Genomic DNA, 22164 nt, shown 5'->3' on the forward strand with positions numbered 1-22164 from the left:
GGTTTGATCGAATATTGTTGCTAAGGATGCCCAAGGCCGCATTACTTTTGCAATCATTTGACGAACGTTCTCAGCTAAGCTTTACGCACCTTCACCAGGATTCAACGAGCACTTCAATGAGCACTTCAAAGAACAACCGCGACGATGCGGCAATCCTCGACCGCGACGACCCGTTGAGCCGTTTGCGCGAACAATTCGCGCTGCACGACGACGTGATTTACCTCGACGGCAATTCGCTCGGCGTGCCGCCTAAAGCCGCGGCCTCGCGTGCGGCGGAAATCATTACGAGTGAATGGGGCGATGGCCTCATCCGCTCCTGGAATACCGCCGGATGGTTCGCTTTGCCCAAACGTCTAGGCAATAAGCTCGCGCCGTTGATAGGCGCCGGGCAAGACGAAGTGGTTGTCACGGACACCATTTCCAGCAATCTCTTCAAGATTCTGTCCGCGGCATTGCGCGTTGCAAACGAACGCGATCCCAGGCGTCGCGTGATTGTTTCGGAACGCTCGAATTTCCCGACGGACCTTTATATAGCGCAGGGTTTGATAGAACAACTGGATCGCGGATATGAATTGCGCCTGGTCGATCATGCGTCGGAACTTCCCGGCGCGATCGATGAAAACACGGCGCTCGCCATGATCACGCACGTGAACTACCGTACGGGCGCGATGCACGACATGGCTGCGCTCACGCAGCACATTCACGACAAAGGCGCACTCGCTGTCTGGGATCTCGCGCATTCGGCCGGCGCGGTTCCGGTCGACCTGAATGGCGCGAACGCGGATTATGCGGTCGGCTGCACGTATAAATATCTCAATGGCGGACCCGGATCGCCCGCCTTTATCTGGGTTCCCAAGCGTCTTCAGGACGCGTTCTCACAACCGCTGTCCGGCTGGTGGGGCCACAAGAAACCGTTCGACATGGTTCCCGAATATCGTCCGGATAACGGCATCGGCCGCTTTTTGTGCGGCACGCAACCCATCATTTCGATGGGCCTGATCGAATGCGGCCTCGACGTCTTCGCGCAAACCGACATGGCCGCGTTGCGGCGCAAGTCGCTCGCGCTCAGCGATCTTTTTATCGAACTGGTCGAGACGCGATGCGCAGAATTCCCGTTGAAACTCGTGACGCCGCGAACGCATGCGGAACGCGGATCACAGGCGAGCTTCGAGCATCCGCACGGTTATGAAGTCATGCAGGCGTTGATTGCGCGAAACGTGATTGGCGATTATCGCGAGCCGCGTATCTTGCGTTTTGGGTTCACGCCGCTTTACACACGATACGTCGACGTATGGGACGCCGTCGAGGCCTTGCGCGACGTGCTCGAAACCGAGTCGTGGCGCAAAGCCGAATACGCCGAACGTGGCGCGGTAACCTGATCGAGCAAGGAGAACGCGCGATGACACGACAAGACGAAAACGAAAGTCCCGGCGCTTGCCCGATGGGTTACGGCGCGTCTGCCGAAAAGCCGGAAGGCTGGCACAACGCCCAGCTCGACTTCACGGATTCAATGAGCTACGGCGATTACCTGTCGCTCGGCACCTTGCTCTCGGCGCAGCATCCGTTGTCGCCGGATCACAACGAGATGTTGTTCATCGTGCAGCATCAGACCAGCGAGTTGTGGATGAAACTCGCGCTCTATGAATTGCATGCCGCGCTTGCCGCCGTGCGCCGCGATGAACTGCCGCCCGCCTTCAAGATGCTCGCGCGCGTGTCGCGAATCCTCGACCAGCTTGTGCAGGCGTGGAGCGTTCTTGCAACCATGACGCCATCGGAATACACCGCCATGCGGCCTTATCTGGGTGCATCGTCGGGATTCCAGTCGCATCAGTACCGGCAGATCGAGTTCATGCTGGGCAACAAGAATGCGCACATGCTCAAGGCTCACGCTCACAAGCCCGAGATTTTCGCTGAGGTAAAAGCGACGCTCGACGCTCCTTCTTTCTACGATGAAGTCATCCGCTTGCTGGCGCGCCGTGGTTTTCCGATTGCAGCGGAAAGGCTTGAACGCGACTGGACCCAGCCGACCACGCACGATGCAACCGTGGAAGCCGCATGGCTCGAGATTTATCGTAATCCGGGCGAGCATTGGGAACTGTACGAGATGGCGGAAGAACTCGTCGATCTCGAAGATTCATTCCGGCAATGGCGCTTTCGGCATGTGACTACGGTCGAGCGAATTATCGGTTTCAAGCAAGGCACCGGCGGCACGAACGGTGCGCCGTATTTGCGGAAGATGCTCGATGTGGTGCTGTTTCCAGAACTTTGGCACGTGAGGACCTTGCTGTAGCAGCTCAATGAAATATCATGCGGTGATTCACGGTTCCGGCACGCGCAGCGCGTTGCGCCACTTTCCCCGATAATGACCCGCATGAAAACACTCCCACCGCCCTCCACCGTCCGGCGCCTGTTGCTCGCGCTGCCCGCAGCGTTGCTGCTAGCGTCTTGCGCGATGCCCGCCGCGCAGGAATCGACTTCGCTCGATGCCGCCATTGCCGCGCCTTATCGCGGTCAGAAAGCACAGGCTCGCGATGTCTACCGGCACCCTAAGGAAACCCTGGCATTCTTTGGCATTGCGCCTACGCAAAGCGTGCTGGAAATTGCGCCGGGCGGCGGCTGGTACACGGATATTCTCGGGCCTTATCTAAAAGATCGCGGCACCTTGTACGAGGCTGAATACGTAGGCGTTGCAGGATCGCTACCGGCAGCCGAAGCCCGAAGCAACGCGGCGTTCCAGCAAAAAATCGCATCAAATCCATCCATATACGGCAAGGTTCCGTTCGGCACGCTGCAGTCGGGACAGTTCGTTGGCTTGCCTGCGGGCTTGCAGGTCGATCGCGTCCTGACCTTCCGCAATATCCACAACTGGATTGAAGATGGCCAGATCGATGCCAACTTGCGCGCGTTCTATTCCGTGCTGAAACCCGGTGGCGTACTCGGTGTTGAAGAACATCGCGCGAAGCCGGGAACGCCGCTGCAACAGATGATAGATACCGGTTATCTCACCGAAGCCTACGTCATCCAGCATGCGCAAGCTGCCGGTTTCAAGCTCGTTGCAAGCAGCGCGATCAATGACAACCCGCGCGACACCAAGGATTATCCGAACGGCGTCTGGTCGTTGCCACCGACCTACCGCGGCGGCGATGTGGATCGCGCGCGCTTTGCGGCTATCGGCGAATCGGATCGCATGACGCTGCGATTCGTCAAACCTTAAGCGGCGGCCCGCCTCATGCCAACTGCATTCCAATGGCCCATGTCTGTCCGTTCGAAACGGGCACTGCTCACGCTCGTAGCGGTTCTGTCAGTGGCGGGATGTACGACGAAGACTCAATCCGCCGAACCTCAAGGCTCAAGCATGACTCATCATACGGCTGACGGTTACGAGAACAATTATTCGCCGCTGCCCCGTGCATCGCTTTTGAAATGGCAATGGGAACGCCTGGTCAACGGCTTGCCGAAGCCGCCGGCGAACGGCTATCACTTCCCCGTCGATCATCCGGATGTTGCATGGATCAAGGCCAATCGCACTGAAACAACGCTGACGTGGGTGGGCCATGCAACCGCGCTATTGCAGATGAACGGCGTCAACATCATTACCGATCCCATGTTCTCCAGGCGCGCGTCGCCGTTCCAGTTCATCGGTCCGGAACGCAAGGTGCCGCCCGGTCTGGCGCTTGCCGATCTGCCGCATATCGATATCGTGCTGATCTCGCACAATCACTACGATCATCTCGATACCGCGAGCGTCGAGCAGTTGAACAAGCAACCCGGCGGGCCGCCGCTTTTCCTGGTTCCTTTAGGCATCAAATCATGGATGCACGACAAAGGCATCGACAACGTGCAGGAACTCGACTGGTGGAACGAGACGCGCGCGTCCGGACTCGATGTGTATTTCGTCCCTAGCCGGCACTGGTCGGCGCGCGGAATCGGCGATCGGCAAAAAACGCTTTGGGGCGGCTGGGTCGTGAAAACGCCGCAAGGCAACGCGCGTCCGTTCTCGTTTTATTTTGCCGGCGACACGGGTTATTCGCCGGACTTCAAGGACATAGGCAACCGCTTCGGCAGCTTCGATCTATCGCTGATCCCAATTGGCGCTTACGCGCCCGAATGGTTCATGCGCCCTCAACACGTGAATCCGTTCGAGGCCGTGCAGATTCACGAAGACGTTCATTCGAAGAAATCGATAGGCATTCACTGGGGCACGTTCGAACTGGCCGATGACCCGCTCGACGAACCACCGCGTTTGCTAAAGCAAGCCGTGAAGGAAGCTGGTTTGCCAGACGATGCGTTCGTGGTGTTGCGTCATGGACAGATGATCAAGCTTGGCGCCGCTAAACCGTCGGAACAGTAGCGCGATGCAGCGCTTCAATGCGGACGCCGATGATTCAGCCCAATAAACACCGCCATCAAGATCAGGAATGCCACCACCAGCAAACTCGCGTTGAGCAGCACATGCGGATAACCCAGCTCGCCGACATCTATAAAAGGATACGGGTAAAAATCCGACGTGCTGCCGCGCCACAGCGTGATGCACAAATAACCTAGCGGATAGATCAGCCAGAGCAGCGTCTTGTGCACGGTCAGGTGAAAACGCGGCACGAACAGCACCCAATAAAGCGCCGATAAAACCGGCACTACGGTATGCAGGCATTCGTTGAGCACCGCTCGATATCCCGACGGCGTCCATAGATATCGCAGCAACAGGTTGTATGCAAGGCCCACGAAAACGATATAAACCACGACGGCGGTAACCACCGGAGGCTTGCGAAAAAAACGCCCGACAGGCGAACCCGCGCGCGCCGCCACGCATGAAAAACAGATGGCAACTGCAAAGATCGTCAGGTTGGTCAGATAACTGCTCAACCGTTCGATGCCATCGAATACGCCCAGGCCACGCGCGAGCATTCGGTGAACGGTGATATCGGTTTGCGCCGCGAGCGCGAGCCACGCAATGGTCGCAATGGAGGCTGCCAGCAGCAGGGACGCGGTGCTCGGCGTATGCAGGGGCAACTCGTGCTCGACCGCTTGCTGGCTTTTGGAGGAAACGGGCTTTGACATGCCACGATTTTATACGCGGCAAGAATACGCTGCAGGCGAAGAACCAAAGCTAAAAAATCGATCAGGATATCTTGAAGATGTTTTGCGAGCCCCGAACGTAAAGGCTTTCGGCTTTCAACAGAATACGTTCACGATACAGATCGAATGCCGCAAGCACGGCGGATTCGTCCGATCCCATTTGTGGATTGAAGCTGGAAAGCGCGGCATCGTCGATCTGGAAAGAGATCTCGCGCGAACCGTCGTACCCCCAAAAGCACACGCAGTGCCGGGAGGTATCGTAGGAACGGCTGGGATTGGGGAAATTGAGTTTCATGCGCCATCGTAGTCCTATTCCGGCAAACGGCGCGATGCCCACGGTGATAGTAATTACCCTTAGCGTGTTTTTTCTTCTAAGTCGTACGCCATTTGTAATGCAGCGGCCAACGCCGCGCTTCGCGTAGACTTTGGTCCCACGCATTCGATTGAACCCAAGACGCGCCGCCCTTGAAACCAGTCAACTTCCGCCTTACCGCTGCAATCGTTGCAAGCGCCCTCTTTATGCAGAACATGGATGGCACCATCGTCGCTACGGCGCTGCCTTCCATGGCACGCGACCTGGGCGTCGATCCGGTCCATTTGAGCAGCGCAATCACGGCCTATCTCGTCGCGCTGACCGTCTTTATTCCGGCGAGCGGATGGGTCGCCGATCGCTTCGGCGCAAAACGCGTGTTCATGTGGGCGATCGCGTTGTTCACCGTGTCTTCGGTTGCATGCGCGGCGGCGGTGAACTTGCCGGAACTGATCGGCGCGCGCATCGTGCAAGGGCTCGGCGGTGCAATGATGGTTCCCGTTGGTCGGCTGATTTTGTTTCGCGGCGTAAAACGCGAAGAGCTTTTGCAGGCCACCACGTGGCTCACCATGCCCGCGCTCATCGGACCATTGATGGGACCGCCGCTAGGCGGATTTCTCACCGATGCTTTGTCGTGGCGCAGCATCTTCTGGGTCAACGTGCCGGTGGGAATCGTGGGGATCTTGCTGACATGGAAGCTACTGCCAGCCTCGCCTGCTGAACGTCCCGTGCCGCCCGACTTGCGCGGCATGACGATGATCGGCGGCTCGCTGACGCTTTTTATGATCGGAATTGAATGCGCCGGACGCAACGTGCTGCCGCCATTCGCGGCGCCCGCTTGCATTGCTGCGGGCGTACTGATTTTCTGGCTGGCCGTGAAGCATTGCCGTCGTGTACCCGATCCCGCCGTTGATTTTTCGCTGCTCGCCATTCCGACGTTTCATGCAGCCACCGTGGCGGGAAGTCTCTTTCGCGCAGGCGCCGGCGCGTTGCCGTTTCTGGTGCCGCTGACCTTGCAAACCGGATTCGGTTATAGCGCGTCCGCCAGCGGACTCGTCACGTTCGCAAGCGCGCTGGGATCGTTTTGCATGCGGCCGATGACATCCACCGCGTTGCGGCATTTCTCTGTACGCACGGTCTTGTGCGCGGGCAGCGTTTCGTTTGCCGCCATGTTGATTGCGTGCTCGTTCATGTCGCAAAGCTGGCCCGCTGCCGCCATATTCGTGTTGCTGCTGTTTGGCGGCCTTTCACGCTCGCTCGGCTTCGCGACCATGGGCGCGCTGGCTTTCGCCGATGTCCCCAAAAGCAAGCTTGCATCGGCGACGTCGTTTCAGGGAACCGCGCAGCAATTGATGAAAGCGGTCGGCGTGACGGTTGCCGCCGGGACCATCCAGGTCACGCTGATCGTGTCGCCGGGCGCGCATGCGCAACGCTGGCAACTGGCGGCGGCGTTTATCGTCACGGCCATGGTCGTGCTTGCGTCTTATCCGATGTTCGCACGCATGCCGCCCGAAGCAGGCGAAGGCATTTCGGCCGCACGCGGACGCGGCGCTGCGGCAGAGATGAAATGACTCGGCGCATCACGCGCCGATCAGCACGCCTGTCCTGAACGGAATCGCTCCCGTCACGCGGCCGAGCGGCGCGCCGGCAATTACGAAGCGGATTGCGCGGCGCATGTAGAAGATGCCGTCGTTTTTCGTGCAGAGCGTGGTGACTTCGTCGGTGATCGGATCGACGATATCGAAGACCGGATCGCCCGCCTTCAGATACGCGCCGACCGCCGCACGATGCACCAGCACGCCGCTAACTGGCGCAATGAACTGTTCGCTGCCCGCAAGCGGCGTTGCGGGATGATTGAGCGGCGGCAGCGCGCGTGCTTCGCCTTCTATCACGCCGCGATGTGTCAGGTAATCGATGATCCCCTCCGCGTCCTGCTCCGCGAACTCGTACGTCACGTCGCGCTGTCCACGATGCTCGACCGTCAGTGCGACGTTGGGCGCGGCGAGCGGCGCGGTATCGCCGAGAAGATCACGCACCTCGTTCCACAACTGCGTGTGAACTTCATCGAATGACTGCCCGCCCGAATCCGCCGCCAGCAACACGCCGCTTGCGCCCAGATAACGCGCGAGCGGTTCGACCGACGGCCAGCTCGCCGGGCTCGTGTACAAGTGCATGGTGGCTTCGAGCGAACAGTGCAGGTCGATGATCAGATCCGCGTCGGCGGCCATGAGCATCATCTCGCGGCGCAGCGACTCGAACTCGTTCTTCGGCTTCACTTCAGCAAGCATTTCGCAAACGGCGCGACGCAGCAAACGCGTGTTGCTCTTGGCATCTTGCGTCCATTTCGTGCCGATACGCTCCATCAGCGCGGCGGCAGACGGCAACGGAAAACTGCGGTTGAAATTGTGTCCGCTGTTCAGTTCGAAACGTCCGAGGAATTGTCCCAGCACGTGCTGCGAAAGTCCGATCGGATTGGCAACCGGCACGAGGATCACCTCGCCCTTGATGCGCCCTGCGCTCTCCAGTTCCTTCAAGCGATGCTTCAGGCGCCACGCGGTGAGCATGGCGGGCGTTTCGTCGGCATGCAGCGACGCTTGCATATAGACCTTCTCTCCTGCACCGGGCGTGCCGAAGTGAAAGCTGACGAACTCGCGATGAGTGCCGATGGAAGTCGAAACCAGCGGCGTGTGCTGAATGTGCATCGAATACTCCTGCTGAATCTTTAAAATACGGCTTGGTTGCGGCTTGGTTGCCGCTTGGTTGCCACTCAGTTTCCGTACACGTCGAAGTCGAAATACTTATGCGAGATCTTCTGATACGTGCCGTCCGCACGCATGCTCGTGATCGCCTGGTCGATCTTCGCCTTCAGCACCGCGTCGTCCTTGCGCATGCCGATACCCGTACCGTGATCGCCCATCTCCAGCGGGCCGCCGACGAAATCGAAACCCTTCCCGCGCGGCGTCTTAAGGAAACCGTGCTCGGCTTCAACCGATCCGAGCAGCGCTGCGTCGAGTCGACCCGATGTCAGGTCGTTGAACACGCCTTCCTGACTCTGGTACGCAACGATCTCCGCGCCGCCCGGCTGCCAGTTTTTCTGCGCGTAAGTTTCGAACTGCGTGCCGGTCTGCACACCAATGCGCTTGCCGCGCAAACCGTCGGCGCTGACCGCCATGGGCGCGCCGGACTTTGCGATCAGACGCGACTTGAACTGGAACAGCTTGGTCGAAAACGCGATCTGCTGCATGCGTTTTTCGGTGATCGCCATCGACGAAATGATCGCGTCGATCTTGCGTGCCTGCAGCGCCGGGATCATGCCGGAGAACTCCATTTCGACCCACTCGCAATGCATGGCAATGCGGCGGCAGATTTCATCGGCGAGATCGACATCGAAACCCGCGACCTTGCCGTCGGGCAACTTCACGTCCATCGGCGGATAAGTCGGGTCGATGCCGAGCCGCAACACGTTCGCATCTTTCGCCATGACCGGCGCGGCGAAGATCATCGCTGCGGCCATTGCAATCGCGGCGGCTCGTGCGGGGAAGGAGGGTTTCATCGGCGCTCACTCAAAAGTGGTTGTCAGTTTGTACGGCCTTTTTCGAATAGTAAGAGTGCAAAATGCGCTCAAACAGGGCCGATTTACTTATCATGATCACTTTTACATATCACCCGGGTGGCACGTGTGGAACTGACATTGACCCAACTTCGCGTATTCGTCGCGGTCGCTCAAGCGGGTAGTTTGCGTGCGGCCGCGCGTCGCCTGGGCATTGCACAAAGCGGCGTGACGCAGCAGCTGAGAAAACTCGAAATCACCGCAGGCGGTCCTTTGTTCGAGCGCGGTCATCGCGGGGCACGGCTGACATCGACTGGAGAGCGGCTCAGGATTCGCGCCGACGTCATTCTTGGCGAGTGCGCAAGGACCGAAGAAGAAATGCGCCAGTTGCGCGGCGAACTTTTTGGGCAGGTCTCGCTCGGCGTCGCGGCCGAAGCGATGATGCGCCTCTTCCCCGCGCTGCTCGCGAGCTTTCGCGAACGATGTCCGCGTATAGATGTGCATCTGACGAGCGCGACGTCGCGCGTGCTGACGGCGTGGGTGCGCGACGGCAGTCTGGATTTCGCGCTCGCGCTGGTCTCGGAAGAGGCCGATATCCACGATCTCGATGCAACCACGCTGTTCGAATCGACGGTCGCGGTGATCGCGCGGCGTGATCATCCGCTGGTGAAATCGAAGTCCTTGCGGGCGTTGCGGCATTGCGACTGGGTGAGCACGCGGCCGCGTCATGCAGGCGATGTGGCCAATCGCCTGTCCATCTTGTTCGACAATGCAGGGTTCGAACCGCCGCGCATTGCAGCCACGACGGAAGCCGTATTCGACACGCTGCATTGCGTGGCCAACAGCGATTATTTGTCGCTCGAACCGGTGCGTCTCGCGCAACATCCGTTCTTTCGCGAGCATGTATCCGTGGTACCGATCAGGGAACGCGTGCCGGGCACGCGCGTTTGCCTCTTGAGGCGAGCCGGTGTTCCACTCACGCCGGTGGCGCAAGAGCTTGCTTCGATGGCGGTATCGTTTGCACGCATGATGCCGGACTCTGGCGCCACGGCCTGACGAATGCCCGGCGTTTTAACGGCTATCATGTTGATCCAGGCGACACCTCCAGCATTTGGACACTTTCATGACAGACAAGAAATCAGCAGACGCCGCGCCACGCGAGACCGCGGCGATGCTGCGCCACTGGCACGACACCGTGCCGAACGATCGCCTGGCTCACCTCGTCAAGGACGCAACGCGAGCGATGGTGCGGGCCATGCAATTGCGTCTGGCCGAACATGCCGTGTCGTACGGACACTGGACCTTCTTGCGGATACTCTGGGAAACCGACGGCCTGACGCAGCGCGAACTGAGCACGCAGGCAGGCGTGATGGAACCGACCACATTCGCCGCGGTGCGGGCAATGGAAGCAATGGGTTTTGTCGAGCGCCAGCAGATGCCCGACAACAAGAAGAACGTGCATGTCTTCCTGACCGAACAAGGCCGCGCGCTGAAGGCCAAGCTCGTGCCGCTCGCCGAGGAAGTCAACGAGATCAGCGTGGCGGGAATGAGCGAACGCGATATCAAAACGGCGCGCAAGGTGCTTCTCGCCGTGATCGAAAACCTGGCGGAAGATGAACTCGGTTCGACCAATCCGCGTCGACGTGTGCTGTCGACGCGGGAACTCGGGCGGATGGTTGCCGAGCGTGGTGAGGCGGTCGAAGACTAAACGTCCGACCGCTTTGCGTTATACCGGCGCCGGGTTGCGTTCGGTAAATCCGCTTTGGTGCCAGTACGGATATGACAGCGTGGTTGCACTGGCTTTATCGAGCGCTGCGATTTGTTCCGCGCTCAGCGACCATCCAATGCTGCCCAGATTCTCGCGGAACTGCGCTTCATCTCGCGCGCCGACAATCACGTTTGCCACCGTAGGACGCTGAAGCAGCCAGTTCAGCGCAATCTGCGGCACGCTCTTGCCAGTTTCCTTCGCAACGGCATCGAGCGCATCGACCACGTTGAACAGGTATTCATCTGCAACCGGCGGCCCCTTGTCCGCTGTCACGTGCAGACGGCTGTTCGCAGGCAAAGGCGTTCCGCGACGGATCTTGCCGGTGAGCCGGCCCCAACCCAACGGACTCCATACGATCGTGGATACCTTCTGATCGATTCCGAGCGGCATGAGTTCCTGTTCGAAATCGCGGCCGATCAGCGAGTAATAAGCCTGGTGCGCCGAATGTCGCACGAGTCCTTCGCGATCCGACGCCGACAGCGATTTCATCAGATGCCAGCCCGAAAAATTCGAGCAACCGATCACGCGAATCTTCCCGGCGCGCACGAAGTCGTCGAGCGTGCGCAGCGTCTCTTCCACGCGCGTCATCGCGTCGAAAGCGTGTAGCTGATACACGTCGATGTAATCCGTGTTCAGGCGCTTCAGACTGCCGTTGATGGCCTCGGTCAGATGATGCCGCGTCGAGCCCACGTCGTTCACGCCGGTGCCGAAACGGAACGTGCCCTTGGTGGAAACGATCACCTCCGAGCGACGCCCGGAAATCGCCTTGCCGAGGATTTCTTCAGCCATGCCGTCGGAATAGATGTCGGCGCTGTCGAACATTGAAACGCCGGCATCGAGCGCGATGTCGACAAGACGGCGCGCGCCTTCGGCATCCGTGCTGCCCCAGGCCTTGAAAAAGTCGTTGCTGCCGCCGAACGTGCCTGTGCCGAGACTCAGCACCGGCACCTTGAAACCCGATTCACCTAACAAGCGATATTCCATTTTCCGTTGATTCCTTTCCATTTGAAGGGAGATAAGGCGCCACGACTCAGTGCGCCGTGGCGATGCAGATTACTTCGAGCTTTCCGGGAAATCGGCGCCGACGGTCGTCTTCTCCCATGTATCGAAGTCATGCTTGAGCAGATCGACTTTCTTGCGCGCGAGTTCCAGCGCAGCCTTGCCGAGCAGCAAGCGCAACGGCGGCGTGTCGGACAAAGCGGCGTCGATGATCGCCTGCGCCGCGCGAACCGGATCGCCCGCCTGGTTGCCGCTGCGCGCCTCGGTTTGCTTGCGGCGCTCGCCGGCAGTTTGATCGTATGCGTCGATACGTGTCGCCGATTGCTTGATCGACGGACCCGCCCAGTTGGTGCGGAACGGTCCCGGCTCGACAATCAATACGTCGATACCCAGCGGTTTCACTTCGAGCGCCAGCGACTCGGAGATGCCCTCCACTGCGTACTTGGTGCCGTGGTAATAACCGGTGGCCGCAAAGCTGGTGATGCCGCCGATCGATGAAATGTTCACGATAAGACCGCTCTTCTGGTCGCGCATGATGGGCAGCACGGCCTTGGTGGTATCGACCAGACCAAACACATTGGTCTCGAACATTGCGCGCACGGCATCGTCTTCGCCCTCTTCAATCGCTGCAAGATAACCGTAGCCGGCGTTGTTCACGAGTGCGTCGATACGGCCGAACTTCTGCCGGGATTGCGCGACGACATCTTCGATCTGCTTGCGGTTGGTGACATCGAGTTGTAGAGCGAGCGCGTGTTCCGGATAGCCTTCGGTCAGGTCCTTGAGCATCGACGGATCACGCGCGGTGACCACGGCGCGCCAGCCGCGCGCGAGCACGAGCTTCGCGAGTTCACGGCCAAAACCTGTCGAGCAGCCGGTGATCAGCCATACGGGGTTGTCGCGATTCATCATGGAAAGCTCCTGTTCATATGTCAGAAAGTGGGTTGAATCAATGCGGGGAATTTCGCCGGGACGTAGGGCAGCAAACCGCACGGCAAGTCGCCTGGCGAAGCAAAGTTATCTGCGTGGATGCGCGAGTTGCGCTGATCGCGCCGCCAGAACCGTGCCCAGAAATGGACGCCCGGCTAAAGCTTACTCGCGATGCACGATTGCAGCACGAGCGGCCCGAACGTGCCGGGCGCGAAAGGAAAAGGTAAGTACAGACGCAGGACGTGGCGATGCCGCCCCGCGATGTGATTCAGGCGCTGACGAGTTCCAGATGCCGCACGGACGCACGTTTGCAGCCGGGCAGATTCGCAAGTCCGAACGTCGGGCGGCCGTAATAGAAACCTTGCGTCAACACGTGCGGCCATTGCGCGAGCCACTTCGCTTGCGCCTCGGTTTCAACGCCTTCCACCACGACCGTAAGGCGCAAGGTCTGAAGCAGATTCAGCATTGCGGACACCACTGCGCATGCACGCGGGCACGCCGGCACTTCAACGAGCAACTCCTTGGCGAGCTTCACGACATCTATGTCCATTGCGCTCAACATGGCAAGCGACGAGTAGCCGGTGCCGAAATCGTCTATAGCGATCTGCACGCCGAGCTCGCGCAACCCGGCCATCAACCCCTTCGACGCCAGCACGCGCGTGGCGTCTTCCGCTTCCGACAACTCGATCTGCAGCAGCCCCGGTGTAATCCCGTTGGAACGCGCAATACGTTCGACGTGCTGCGTGAAATGCTCGCTCATGGCAACCGACGGCGGCACGTTGACCGCAATCGGGAAAACGGGACGCCCCTCGCGCTGCCACTGCCCGAGTTGGCGGCACACGCTCTTGATGACGAAATACGTCATGTCGCTTGCGACCTTGGGGTCTTCGACCGTGCAGATAAACGCGTCGGGCAACAAGGTGCCGTATTCCGGATGCAGCCATCGGATCAGCGCTTCGGCGCTCGCTAGCGCACCCGTCTTGATGTGATAAACGCCCTGAAATGCCAGAGCAAATTCTCCTGCACGCAATCCCCTTCGAACCCGCTGACACAACTCGTCTTTTTCTGTGGTTTTCATGATGGCCCCCGTCTGCTGCGCAATCTGACTGATAAGCGACGTCGCCCTTTACGCCGCGTCCGGTCTGCCTTATGAACAATTTTTATGGGCGAAAAATCTACAGACCGCGGCCATTTATGCACAAGCCGTGCCAACGCATTATCCTGGTAGATAACGGACATATATAACTCGCGAGACCCGCGTATTAAACCGACAGTGCTGCCATTCGCAGCTGTGACCCGCGACTCTCAGATAATTAGGCCTTCATTAGATCATCAATGTTACGTAGCGTTTTCTTCCCGTTACGGCGAACACGAATATGCGGCGCACCACATAGCGCCTTTACCGTGGCAGATGCCTGATCCACAAGGGAATGGTTCAACCCTTATTACCTCGGACGCTGACGACTAATACAAATGCATTAATCAGTCAGCTTTACGACACCCGCTGTCCAATCAGTATCTCTTGCGACATTCGCGTCGCGTTCTCCGACATGCGTGGCCGATTATGCGTAGTCGTCACCGCGCATTAATAAAACCGTACAGATTTATCGGCGGATGGCTCTCTTGTCGGACATTTTGGCGGACACATAGTATTTGTATCTCCCACGATGCTAATAACGCAGGCCAATTAATGCGGCCTAATTCAAATCAGCAACAAATTCTCAGGTTCTCGATTTGGCTGACAAAACAATGGAAATTTTTCCTTGTACGCTGGTCTTCGTTGATGTCGAAGCGACGGCCAGTCCTAATAGCACAAGTAAAGATCCGCTCTCCTATGCACGTCAGGCCGTGTGCCTGAACAAGAGTCTGCTGCGCGCAGGCATGCCGCGCCTCACCCTTTTCACCAATGCCCAGGATCTCGTCGAATCGTTTTGCGCTTCCGAGCCCGCAGCAGAGCGCCCGCATGTGGTCGAGCTGATCACGAGTCTCAACGTCCCGAGGAACACGGAGTTTTACGGCGCGCATTTCAAGCTGGATCTGCTCGAACAGGTTGCAAACATGCTGCGGCCAGACACGCTGCTCATGCTGCTGGATTCGGATATCGTCGCAATGCGGCCACTCGATCAGGAGTTGCTTCAGCGTTGCGCGAACGTAGGCGTGGGCGCGTTCGACATATCCGACCAGGTCTTTCCTGCGTATGGCAGCGACTGCGTGATCAAGGACCTGGAGATTGTCGCGGGCAGGCGTTTGCTCAATCCGCGCTGGTTCGGCGGCGAGTTTCTGATCGCGACTGCTGCGTTTCTCAAGACGCTGGTGCCGCGTGCGCGCGCGTTATGCGAACGATACGTCGATAACATCGCGCGTCTTCAGCACCATGGCGATGAATCGTTCGTTTCGGCAGCGCTCAATACACTCGCCGACGAAGGCCAGCACATTGTGGAACTCGGCGCGTATCAGGCTATAGGCAGGCACTGGACCGGTAATACGCATCGCGATCTGCGATGGTTCCAGCATTGCGCGTTCGTGCATCTGCCCGATGGCAAGTCCCTGATCGAGCGCGAGTCACGACACGCGAGCTTTAGTCCGGACCGGTTCTGGCGGGCGGTATCGAGAGCGCACTTGTTGAACCGCGCGCGCTTTGGAATCAAGCTCTGTTTTACGGCAACGTCCGTGGCGCCGCGGCTTCGCAAGATGATCAGCCGCAGCAAGCCAGCGCCTGCCCCTGTAGAAGTTGCTGCGCCTTCCACAGATGCGTTTGCACCACGTGCTGTTTCGCAGCGCGTGGAAGAAAGCAGCAAGGAGCCGGTCTCGTGATGAACGTTTGATGCTTGCGCGTTTCCCGACTGCGCGTCCACGACAAACTTCATACCGATTCATCGAGTATTTTCGAGCCGAGGCACACGGGTTGCATCCGTGATGCCGTACACAACGCGAGGAGATACCCATGAGTCAGACATTCAAGGTCAAGGATCACGTGAGCTGGAATAGCCCGCAAGGCGAAACCAGCGGACATGTCACGCGCGTGATCAAGGAACATACGAAGGTAGACGGACACGTTGTCAACGGCTCGGCGGACGATCCGAGTTACGAGGTCGAAAGCGAGAAAAGCGGCAAGCGGGCGGTGCATAAAGGCAGCGCGCTGCATAAAGTGAAAGGCTGAAAAACATTCATGCTACGTACGGCGGCCCGGTTCAGGCCGCCGCGCTTGCAACCAGTGAGGCTGCAAGCAACGCCTGGGTGTACGGATGCGCGGGCGCTTGCAAAACCTGCATCGTCTCTCCTATCTCCACGATCTTCCCTGCTTTCATCACGACAACCCGATGCGCCATTGCGCGCACCACAGCCAGGTCATGCGTGATGAACAGGTAACTCAGCGTGTACTTTTTCTGCAAGCGAGTGAGGAGGTTGAGCACTTGCTGTTGTATGGAAACGTCCAGCGCGCTGGTGGGTTCATCGAGCAGGAGTAGTTCCGGCTCGACCGCAAGCGCCCTGGCAATGGCGATCCGTTGCCGCTGTCCGCCGGAAAATTCCTGCGGGTAACGCGGCAGGACGTCCGCCGGCAAACCCACTTCTTCGAGCAATTCCACGATCCGCCTACGCCGTGCCGCCGCATCTACCTGAGGCCGATGCAGCGCAATACCCTCGCCCACGATCTGCTCGATCGTCATGCGCGGCGAAAGCGATCCATACGGGTCCTGAAACACAACCTGCAGCCGCGACGAAATCATGCGTCGCGAATTGGCGCTTTTGAGCGTGGACATGGGCTGCCCATCCATATGTATGCCGCCCAGCGCCGGGCGCTGCAAACCAAGAATGGTTGCTGCCAACGTCGATTTGCCCGATCCCGATTCGCCGACCACGCCAAGCGTTTCACCACGACGCAACGTGATGTCGATATCCTGCAAGGCCCTGAACGATGACTGCGTGAACGCCGAGCGCCAGCCCTTCGCCGGAGCGCGGTAATCGACCGCGAGCCCCTGCACTTCCAGCAATCTCCTGGCGTTCGGCGCAACAGGTTCTATACCGCGCTGCGGCTCGCTGTCGAGCAGGCGGCGTGTATAAGGATGCTGCGGGTTTGCGAATAGCGCAGCGGTCGTGTTGGTCTCGACGAGCACGCCCTTCTCCATCACCGCGACGCGTTGCGCGAAGCGCTTCACCAGATTCAGGTCATGCGTGATGAGCAGAACCGCCATGCCGCGCTCGGCCGCTTCCTGTTCCTGCAGGCCGATGAGCAGATCCACTATTTGCTGGCGCACGGTGACGTCGAGCGCGGTTGTGGGTTCATCGGCGAGAAGGAGCCTGGGGCGGCACGCGAGCGCCATGGCGATCATCGCGCGTTGCCGCTGCCCACCGGATAATTGATGCGGATAACTATCTATCCGGCGCTCCGGCTCCGGAATTCCAGTTCGCCTCAATGATTCAATGCCGCGTTCGCGCGCCGCATTCGGCCGCAATCCTTCGTGAAGACGCAAGCTCTCCGCAATCTGCTTGCCGATGGTGAACAGCGGATTGAGCGCGGTCATCGGTTCCTGGAACACCATGGCGATATCGCGGCCGCGAATGCCGCGCATCTGCTGCTCGGTCTTTTGCAGGAGGTCGTCCCCGTCGAGCAAGATGCGTCCGGTCTGGCGCGCGTTTTCAACGAGCCCAAGTATGGACAACGCGGTCACGCTTTTGCCCGACCCCGATTCGCCGACGAGCGCAACACGTTCGCCGCGCGCGATTGAAAGGCTCAGGTCCTGGACGACGGTTTTATCGCCGAAACCAATGGAAAGGCGATCGAGTTGCAACAGCGGCGTGGTCATTTCTGCGCGCCTCCAAAAGCCGAGCCGCGCGTGCGCGTATCGAGGGCATTGCGCAACGCGTCGCCCATGAAGGTCAGGAGCAGCAACGTGATCACCAGCGCGCCGAAAGCCGCGCCCGAGATCCACCATGCATCGAGATTGTTCTTGCCTTCGGCGAGCAGTTCGCCGAGGCTCGGCGTGGGCGCGGGAACGCCGAGGCCGAGGAAATCGAGACTCGTCAGCGCAAGAATGGCCGCGCTCATGCGAAACGGCAGGAACGTGATCACGGGCGTGAGGCTGTTCGGCAGCACATGACGCCACATGATCTGCCAGTTCGAAAGACCCATCGTACGAGCCGCGCGCACGTAATCGAGCGAACGGTTGCGCAGGAATTCCGCGCGTACATAGTCCGAAAGCGTGAGCCACCCGAACGCCGACAACAAGATGAAAAGCAGCCACAAGGTCGGCTCGAATATGGATGCAAAGATGATCAGCAAATAGAGGTCCGGCATGGAGCTCCAGATTTCGATCAGGCGCTGGCCGATCAAATCGGTTCGCCCGCCATAGAAACCCTGCACTGCGCCCGCCAGAACGCCCAGCACGACGCCCGAGATGGTCAGTGCGATTGCCATGAGGACGGAGAGCCGGAAACCGTACAGCAGCCGCGAAAACACGTCGCGCCCGAACTGGTCCGTGCCGATCCAGTTTTTCGCCGATGGCGGCGCGGGATTCGGCCGTGTTGCGAAGTAGTCGACGGTATCGTAGTGAAAATGGATCGGCGGATAGATTGCGAAGTTACCCTTCGACTCCAGCCGGTCGCGGATATACGGGTCGAGATAGTTTGTGCGTGCGGGGAAATCGCCGCCGAAAAGTTTCTCCGAATAGTCTTTCACCACCGGGAAATAATAATGGCCCTCATAACGCACGATCAGCGGCCTGTCGTTCGCGAGCACTTCGCCGAGCAAGCTGATTGCGAACAACACCACGAACACGATGGTGCTCCAGTAACCCAGCCGCTGGGACTTGAAACGCAGCCATACGCGCCGTCCGGGGGAAACTGGACGCGCGGTTTCCGGCAGCGCGGTCACGCTCTCACCGGTCCAGCCGGTCGAACTGGATACGGGGGTCGACGAGGACATAACAGACGTCTGCAATGAGCTTGGTCACGAGACCAATCAGGGTGAACAGGAACAGCGACCCGAGCACGACCGGATAGTCGCGGCGGATCACTGAATCGTAGGAAAGCTGGCCCATGCCATCGAGAGAAAAAAGCGTTTCGATCAACAGATTGCCGTTGAGGAACGCACCCACGAAAGCAGCGGGCAAGCCGGTCAGAAGCGGGATCATCGCGTTGCGCAAAACGTGTTTCCATAGCACGTCGCGTTGCGGCGCGCCTTTCGCGCGCGCGGTCAGCACGTATTGCCGCCCGATCTCTTCGAGGAAGGTGTTCTTCGTGAGGATGGTGACGATCGCAAAATTGCCGACCACCGAAGCCGTGACCGGCAAAGCGATATGCCACAGATAATCGAGCACTTTGCCAGCTACGCTGAGTTGCTCGAAATCATCCGATGTCAGCCCGCGCATGGGGAACACTTGCCACATGGAGCCGCCGCCGAACAGCATCAGCAGCAACACGCCGAGCACGAATCCGGGGATCGCGTAGCCGGCGAGGACCACGATGCTGGTGGCGGTATCGAAGCGCGATCCGTTGCGTATGGCCTTCGAGATTCCAAGCGGCACTGCAATCAGGTAAGTCAGCACGACTGTCCATAGTCCAAGCGTTATGGAGACAGGCAGTTTGGAACGAATCACCGCCCACACACTTTGATGCTGGTAGTAAGACTGACCAAGGTCGAACGTCGCGTAATGCTTCAACATGATGAAGTAGCGTTCTATCGGCGGTTTGTCGAAGCCGAATTGTTTTTTCAATTGCTCGACTTGCTGCGGGTCCACGCCTTGGCCGCCGTGATAACCGCCGCCTCCGCCCGCTTCGCCGCCATGGTTCACGCCGTGACGCAACTGGCTCATGATCTGTTCGACCGGACCACCCGGCACGAACTGCGTGACCACGAAAGTAAGCGTGACCACGCCGATCAGCGTGGGAATCATCAGCAACAGACGTCTCAGGATATAAGCAGCCACGGCGCTCTCAATGTATAGGTGCGTTCGCGGCCGGCGCGGGCTTCACGAACCAGTAATCGATCAGCCAGTCCTCGGCGTAATACGACTTCGGCAGGACCTTCGGATAACCCATCCGCGCCTTGTAACCCACCCGCACATTCGGCGCGTAGTACTCGGGCACGATGTAAAAGCCGTTGATCAGGATGCGGTCGAGCGCGTGCGTTGCCGTTTGCAGATCGGCGAGCGTATTGGCTTTGAGCGCAGCGTCGATCATGGCGTCGGCGGCCTTCGATCTCACGCCGGGAAAATTCTCCGACCCCGGTTGCGATGCCGCCGCGCTGCCGAACCGCCGCGTCAGTTCGCCACCCGGAATGGTCACCGGGGAATAGATGTACGTGGTCATATCGAAATCGAATGCGTCCATGCGCTTGCCGTAGAGCGCGCTGTCGAGTTCACGCATATGCGCCTGGATGCCGAGCGTTTGCAGTTGCTGCACGAACGGCATGACCACGCCGTCCATGCCGGGTTGATCGTCCATGATTTCAACCGACATGGGCGTGCCGTTTGCATCGCGCAATGCACCGTCGCGATAAGTCCATCCTGCCTCGTTGAGCAGCGCCTGCGCCTCGCGCAAGTTCGCGCGTATGGAATGCGGCGGCGTGGTGTCGGGTTGCTTAAGCATGGGGCCGAATACGGTTGCTGGAAGTTCCGATTCATAAGGTTCGAGCAGCGCCAGTTCCTTTGCATCCGGCACGCCCGTGGCGCCGAAAGGACTGTCCTGGAAGTAACTGCCCGTGCGCCGGTACTGGCCGTAGAACGTCAGGCGATTCAGCCACTCGTAGTCGAACGCGAGCGTCAGCGCATGGCGTATGCGAGGATCGGCGAACTGAGGCCTGCGTGTGTTCATGAAGATGCCCTGCATCTGCGCGGGGCCATCGGGGAAAAGACCTCGCTTCAGCGATCCGTTCGCGATGTTCTTGCCGACGTATTTACGCGCCCACGTACCCGACGAATATTCCACGCGCAGATCCGTATGTCCCGCCTTGAAGTCTTCGAGCGACGTGTAGTGATCCGTAAAAAGGCGGAACGTGATGCGCTTGAAGCGATACATGCCGCGCCGCGAAGGCAGATCCGCGGCCCAGTAATCGGGATTGCGCACGTAGGTGATCTGCTTGTCGTTCTTGCGCTGCTCGATCAGATAAGCGCCGCTTGCAATCGGAAGATCGCTTGCGATCTTGTCGAACGATGGACGCGTGCCGTCCGGCTTCATGCCCCACTTCGGCGAGAACACCCATAGGTCGCCGGCGGTCAGCGGCGCATCGCGGCGTGCTTCCTTGAAATCGAAACGCACCGTCAGGCGATCGATCACCGTCGCCTTCGTGATGTTGGCGAACTGCGAGTTGTAGATGGGCGAAACCTGGCCGCTCGAAAGCGTGTCGTATGAATATTTGACGTCGGCTGCGGTGATCGGATCGCCGTTCGAGAACCGTGCTTTTGGATTGATGTGAAACGTCGCGGACCTGCCGTCGGGCGCGATGGTGACATTGTCGGCTATCAACGGATACTCCGATGCCAGTTCGTCCCAGCTTCGCTGCATCAGCGTATCGAACATGAGGTTCTTGAGGTCGGGCGCAGGCGCGCCGCGAACCAGGAACGGATTCATGGAATCGTAGCTTTGCAATTCGTCGTAGTTCTGGAAGTTCATGTCGCCGTCGTTCGGCGCGTCGGGCTCCGCGTAGTCGAAGTGCGTGAAGTCAGCCGGATATCTGGGCTCGTCGTATTGCGCTATCGATGGACGGGCAAACGTCTCCTGCGCCACGAACAACACGCCGAGCGCGAAAATCAAAAGCTTTACCGCTTTACTCATCGTCGCTCGCGGTGGTCTTGAACGAGAACTGCACTTCGCCCACGTAGGGCTCCGGATTCTTCTCGCATTTATAACCCTTGCCGGCTGCGATCACCGCGTCATTGAAGACGGATGTTGGCGGCGAGACGCGCATGATCTTGACGTCGCTGACCTGGCCGTCGGTTCCAATCGACAGGCGCGCCGTCACGGTCGCCGAGATGCCGTCCTGCAGCGCCTTGCGCGGAATCTGCGGCTGCACGGACTGGCAATGACCGCGGCCATCGACCACGCCATGAAGCCCAGGCGCCGGCGCGGGAGCAGGTGCGGCCGCTGCGGCAACGGGCGCGGCAGGCGTGGTGTTGGCCGGGGCCGTTGCGAGCGCGGGTGCGTTCGGCGCCGGATTGGCCGCGGCCGGAATGTTCGCTTCCTTCGGCGCGGGCGCAGGTTTCGCGGGCGGCGGTTTAGGGGTCGGCAACGGCTTGGGCTTGACTGGCGTCGGCTTTGGTTTTTCCACTGGCGTGGGCGCGGGCGGCGGCTCGATCTTCTTCACTTCGGGAGGCGGAGGCGGCGGTGGAGGCGGCGGCGCCATGGTCACGCGCATCTCCTTGGGCGGCGTTTGCACGGGCGCAAAGTTCACGTGCGTGAGGCCGTAGATCAACAGCACCGTCACGACGACCGCCGCCGCGACGAACACGCCCATCGGCTGGTGCCGGTGTTGCGCGTGCGCGGACGCCCACAGCGCGCCCTTCAAAGGTTCATGCGAATCGTTCATGAGGGGATCGG

21 protein-coding genes are annotated in these 22164 nt (G+C 59.5%); 9 read left to right on the forward strand and 12 right to left on the reverse strand.

The genetic code is table 11. The features are described 5' to 3' along the window. Positions 1-116 precede the first annotated feature (116 nt). From kynU to ASG35_RS28215, 4 genes are all read left to right on the forward strand, one after another. A complete protein-coding gene (gene kynU, locus ASG35_RS28200; RefSeq protein WP_056365510.1) occupies positions 117-1379 on the forward strand; it encodes a kynureninase in 1263 nt (420 codons plus the stop codon). Positions 1380-1441: 62 nt separating this feature from the next. Next, the gene (gene kynA / locus ASG35_RS28205) at positions 1442-2290 is read left to right on the forward strand and encodes a tryptophan 2,3-dioxygenase (protein WP_235527769.1); all 849 of its coding nucleotides are present in this window, start codon (positions 1442-1444) and stop codon (positions 2288-2290) included. Positions 2291-2371: 81 nt separating this feature from the next. Further along, positions 2372-3214, forward strand: coding sequence for a class I SAM-dependent methyltransferase (locus ASG35_RS28210; protein WP_156393405.1), 843 nt, complete (start codon positions 2372-2374; stop codon positions 3212-3214). A gap of 141 nt (positions 3215-3355) precedes the next feature. Continuing rightward, positions 3356-4351 (forward strand): MBL fold metallo-hydrolase, encoded by a 996-nt coding sequence (locus ASG35_RS28215; RefSeq protein WP_235527749.1) that lies wholly within the window; start codon positions 3356-3358, stop codon positions 4349-4351. Between the two features lie 14 nt (positions 4352-4365). On the opposite strand, the gene ASG35_RS28220 is transcribed toward ASG35_RS28215, so the two are convergent. Together ASG35_RS28220 and ASG35_RS28225 are read right to left on the reverse strand one after the other, a co-directional pair. Next, entirely contained in the window at positions 4366-5058 is a 693-nt protein-coding gene (locus tag ASG35_RS28220; protein WP_056365520.1) for a Pr6Pr family membrane protein, read from the reverse strand. A gap of 61 nt (positions 5059-5119) precedes the next feature. Continuing rightward, positions 5120-5371 (reverse strand): DUF1488 domain-containing protein, encoded by a 252-nt coding sequence (locus ASG35_RS28225; RefSeq protein WP_056365523.1) that lies wholly within the window; start codon positions 5369-5371, stop codon positions 5120-5122. 170 nt (positions 5372-5541) lie between these two features. Between ASG35_RS28225 and ASG35_RS28230 the strand changes: the two genes are divergently transcribed. Next, complete coding sequence (locus ASG35_RS28230; RefSeq protein WP_056365527.1) at positions 5542-6957, forward strand: MFS transporter; 1416 nt, start codon at positions 5542-5544, stop codon at positions 6955-6957. Positions 6958-6966: 9 nt separating this feature from the next. On the opposite strand, the gene ASG35_RS28235 is transcribed toward ASG35_RS28230, so the two are convergent. Both ASG35_RS28235 and ASG35_RS28240 read right to left on the reverse strand, forming a co-directional pair. Next, positions 6967-8088: a succinylglutamate desuccinylase/aspartoacylase family protein gene (locus ASG35_RS28235; RefSeq protein ID WP_056365530.1), complete on the reverse strand. Its 1122-nt coding sequence runs from the start codon at positions 8086-8088 to the stop codon at positions 6967-6969. A 65-nt stretch (positions 8089-8153) separates the two neighbouring features. Then, positions 8154-8939 carry a transporter substrate-binding domain-containing protein gene (locus tag ASG35_RS28240; RefSeq protein ID WP_056365533.1) on the reverse strand — a complete coding sequence of 262 codons (786 nt, stop codon included), beginning with the start codon at positions 8937-8939 and terminating at the stop codon, positions 8154-8156. Between the two features lie 138 nt (positions 8940-9077). Here ASG35_RS28240 and ASG35_RS28245 point away from each other — a divergent pair, with 138 nt between their 5' ends. Both ASG35_RS28245 and ASG35_RS28250 read left to right on the forward strand, forming a co-directional pair. Next, positions 9078-9992, forward strand: a complete 915-nt coding sequence (locus ASG35_RS28245) for a LysR substrate-binding domain-containing protein (RefSeq protein WP_235527750.1) — start codon at positions 9078-9080, stop codon at positions 9990-9992. Positions 9993-10059: 67 nt separating this feature from the next. After that, the gene (locus ASG35_RS28250; RefSeq protein ID WP_056365539.1) at positions 10060-10644 is read left to right on the forward strand and encodes a MarR family winged helix-turn-helix transcriptional regulator; all 585 of its coding nucleotides are present in this window, start codon (positions 10060-10062) and stop codon (positions 10642-10644) included. Between the two features lie 18 nt (positions 10645-10662). Here ASG35_RS28250 and ASG35_RS28255 read toward each other — a convergent pair whose 3' ends face one another. From ASG35_RS28255 to ASG35_RS28265, 3 genes are all read right to left on the reverse strand, one after another. Next, positions 10663-11688: an aldo/keto reductase gene (locus ASG35_RS28255; RefSeq protein WP_056365542.1), complete on the reverse strand. Its 1026-nt coding sequence runs from the start codon at positions 11686-11688 to the stop codon at positions 10663-10665. Between the two features lie 69 nt (positions 11689-11757). Next, a complete protein-coding gene (locus tag ASG35_RS28260) occupies positions 11758-12612 on the reverse strand; it encodes an oxidoreductase (RefSeq protein WP_056365545.1) in 855 nt (284 codons plus the stop codon). Between the two features lie 286 nt (positions 12613-12898). Continuing rightward, complete coding sequence (locus ASG35_RS28265) at positions 12899-13708, reverse strand: EAL domain-containing protein (RefSeq protein WP_082508650.1); 810 nt, start codon at positions 13706-13708, stop codon at positions 12899-12901. A 671-nt stretch (positions 13709-14379) separates the two neighbouring features. Between ASG35_RS28265 and ASG35_RS28270 the strand changes: the two genes are divergently transcribed. Together ASG35_RS28270 and ASG35_RS28275 are read left to right on the forward strand one after the other, a co-directional pair. After that, positions 14380-15444, forward strand: coding sequence for a hypothetical protein (locus ASG35_RS28270; RefSeq protein ID WP_156393409.1), 1065 nt, complete (start codon positions 14380-14382; stop codon positions 15442-15444). Between the two features lie 130 nt (positions 15445-15574). Then, positions 15575-15790 (forward strand): DUF2945 domain-containing protein, encoded by a 216-nt coding sequence (locus tag ASG35_RS28275; RefSeq protein ID WP_056365551.1) that lies wholly within the window; start codon positions 15575-15577, stop codon positions 15788-15790. A gap of 31 nt (positions 15791-15821) precedes the next feature. Here ASG35_RS28275 and ASG35_RS28280 read toward each other — a convergent pair whose 3' ends face one another. Genes ASG35_RS28280 through ASG35_RS28300 form a run of 5 tightly spaced genes read right to left on the reverse strand, consistent with a single transcriptional unit; the run spans position 15822 to position 22153 of the window. Next, positions 15822-17435: an ABC transporter ATP-binding protein gene (locus ASG35_RS28280; protein ID WP_056365555.1), complete on the reverse strand. Its 1614-nt coding sequence runs from the start codon at positions 17433-17435 to the stop codon at positions 15822-15824. Beyond that, entirely contained in the window at positions 17432-18553 is a 1122-nt protein-coding gene (locus ASG35_RS28285; protein ID WP_056365558.1) for an ABC transporter permease, read from the reverse strand. Before ASG35_RS28285 ends, ASG35_RS28280 begins: the two co-directional genes overlap by 4 nt. Further along, the gene (locus ASG35_RS28290) at positions 18507-19556 is read right to left on the reverse strand and encodes a microcin C ABC transporter permease YejB (protein WP_056365560.1); all 1050 of its coding nucleotides are present in this window, start codon (positions 19554-19556) and stop codon (positions 18507-18509) included. The genes ASG35_RS28285 and ASG35_RS28290 overlap by 47 nt, the downstream gene beginning before the upstream one ends. A gap of 7 nt (positions 19557-19563) precedes the next feature. Then, the gene (locus ASG35_RS28295; protein ID WP_082508651.1) at positions 19564-21402 is read right to left on the reverse strand and encodes an extracellular solute-binding protein; all 1839 of its coding nucleotides are present in this window, start codon (positions 21400-21402) and stop codon (positions 19564-19566) included. After that, positions 21395-22153: an energy transducer TonB gene (locus ASG35_RS28300; protein WP_056365563.1), complete on the reverse strand. Its 759-nt coding sequence runs from the start codon at positions 22151-22153 to the stop codon at positions 21395-21397. The genes ASG35_RS28295 and ASG35_RS28300 overlap by 8 nt, the downstream gene beginning before the upstream one ends. Positions 22154-22164: the final 11 nt, after the last annotated feature.

This window comes from Burkholderia sp. Leaf177, from assembly GCF_001424345.1.
Taxonomy (GTDB): Bacteria; Pseudomonadota; Gammaproteobacteria; order Burkholderiales; family Burkholderiaceae; genus Caballeronia.

Bases quoted from the DNA above. Each gene is read 5' to 3' on its own strand.
- kynA (WP_235527769.1), top strand. From the start codon at position 1,442: ATGGGTTACGGCGCGTCTGCCGAAAAGCCGGAAGGCTGGCACAACGCC.
- kynU (WP_056365510.1), top strand. From the start codon at position 117: ATGAGCACTTCAAAGAACAACCGCGACGATGCGGCAATCCTCGACCGC.
- ASG35_RS28250 (WP_056365539.1), top strand. From the start codon at position 10,060: ATGACAGACAAGAAATCAGCAGACGCCGCGCCACGCGAGACCGCGGCG.
- ASG35_RS28260 (WP_056365545.1), bottom strand. From the start codon at position 12,612: ATGATGAATCGCGACAACCCCGTATGGCTGATCACCGGCTGCTCGACA.
- ASG35_RS28220 (WP_056365520.1), bottom strand. From the start codon at position 5,058: ATGTCAAAGCCCGTTTCCTCCAAAAGCCAGCAAGCGGTCGAGCACGAG.
- ASG35_RS28295 (WP_082508651.1), bottom strand. From the start codon at position 21,402: ATGAGTAAAGCGGTAAAGCTTTTGATTTTCGCGCTCGGCGTGTTGTTC.
- ASG35_RS28280 (WP_056365555.1), bottom strand. From the start codon at position 17,435: ATGACCACGCCGCTGTTGCAACTCGATCGCCTTTCCATTGGTTTCGGC.
- ASG35_RS28275 (WP_056365551.1), top strand. From the start codon at position 15,575: ATGAGTCAGACATTCAAGGTCAAGGATCACGTGAGCTGGAATAGCCCG.
- ASG35_RS28210 (WP_156393405.1), top strand. From the start codon at position 2,372: ATGAAAACACTCCCACCGCCCTCCACCGTCCGGCGCCTGTTGCTCGCG.
- ASG35_RS28270 (WP_156393409.1), top strand. From the start codon at position 14,380: ATGGAAATTTTTCCTTGTACGCTGGTCTTCGTTGATGTCGAAGCGACG.
- ASG35_RS28215 (WP_235527749.1), top strand. From the start codon at position 3,356: ATGACTCATCATACGGCTGACGGTTACGAGAACAATTATTCGCCGCTG.
- ASG35_RS28225 (WP_056365523.1), bottom strand. From the start codon at position 5,371: ATGAAACTCAATTTCCCCAATCCCAGCCGTTCCTACGATACCTCCCGG.
- ASG35_RS28235 (WP_056365530.1), bottom strand. From the start codon at position 8,088: ATGCACATTCAGCACACGCCGCTGGTTTCGACTTCCATCGGCACTCAT.
- ASG35_RS28265 (WP_082508650.1), bottom strand. From the start codon at position 13,708: ATGAAAACCACAGAAAAAGACGAGTTGTGTCAGCGGGTTCGAAGGGGA.
- ASG35_RS28255 (WP_056365542.1), bottom strand. From the start codon at position 11,688: ATGGAATATCGCTTGTTAGGTGAATCGGGTTTCAAGGTGCCGGTGCTG.
- ASG35_RS28285 (WP_056365558.1), bottom strand. From the start codon at position 18,553: ATGTCCTCGTCGACCCCCGTATCCAGTTCGACCGGCTGGACCGGTGAG.
- ASG35_RS28240 (WP_056365533.1), bottom strand. From the start codon at position 8,939: ATGAAACCCTCCTTCCCCGCACGAGCCGCCGCGATTGCAATGGCCGCA.
- ASG35_RS28300 (WP_056365563.1), bottom strand. From the start codon at position 22,153: ATGAACGATTCGCATGAACCTTTGAAGGGCGCGCTGTGGGCGTCCGCG.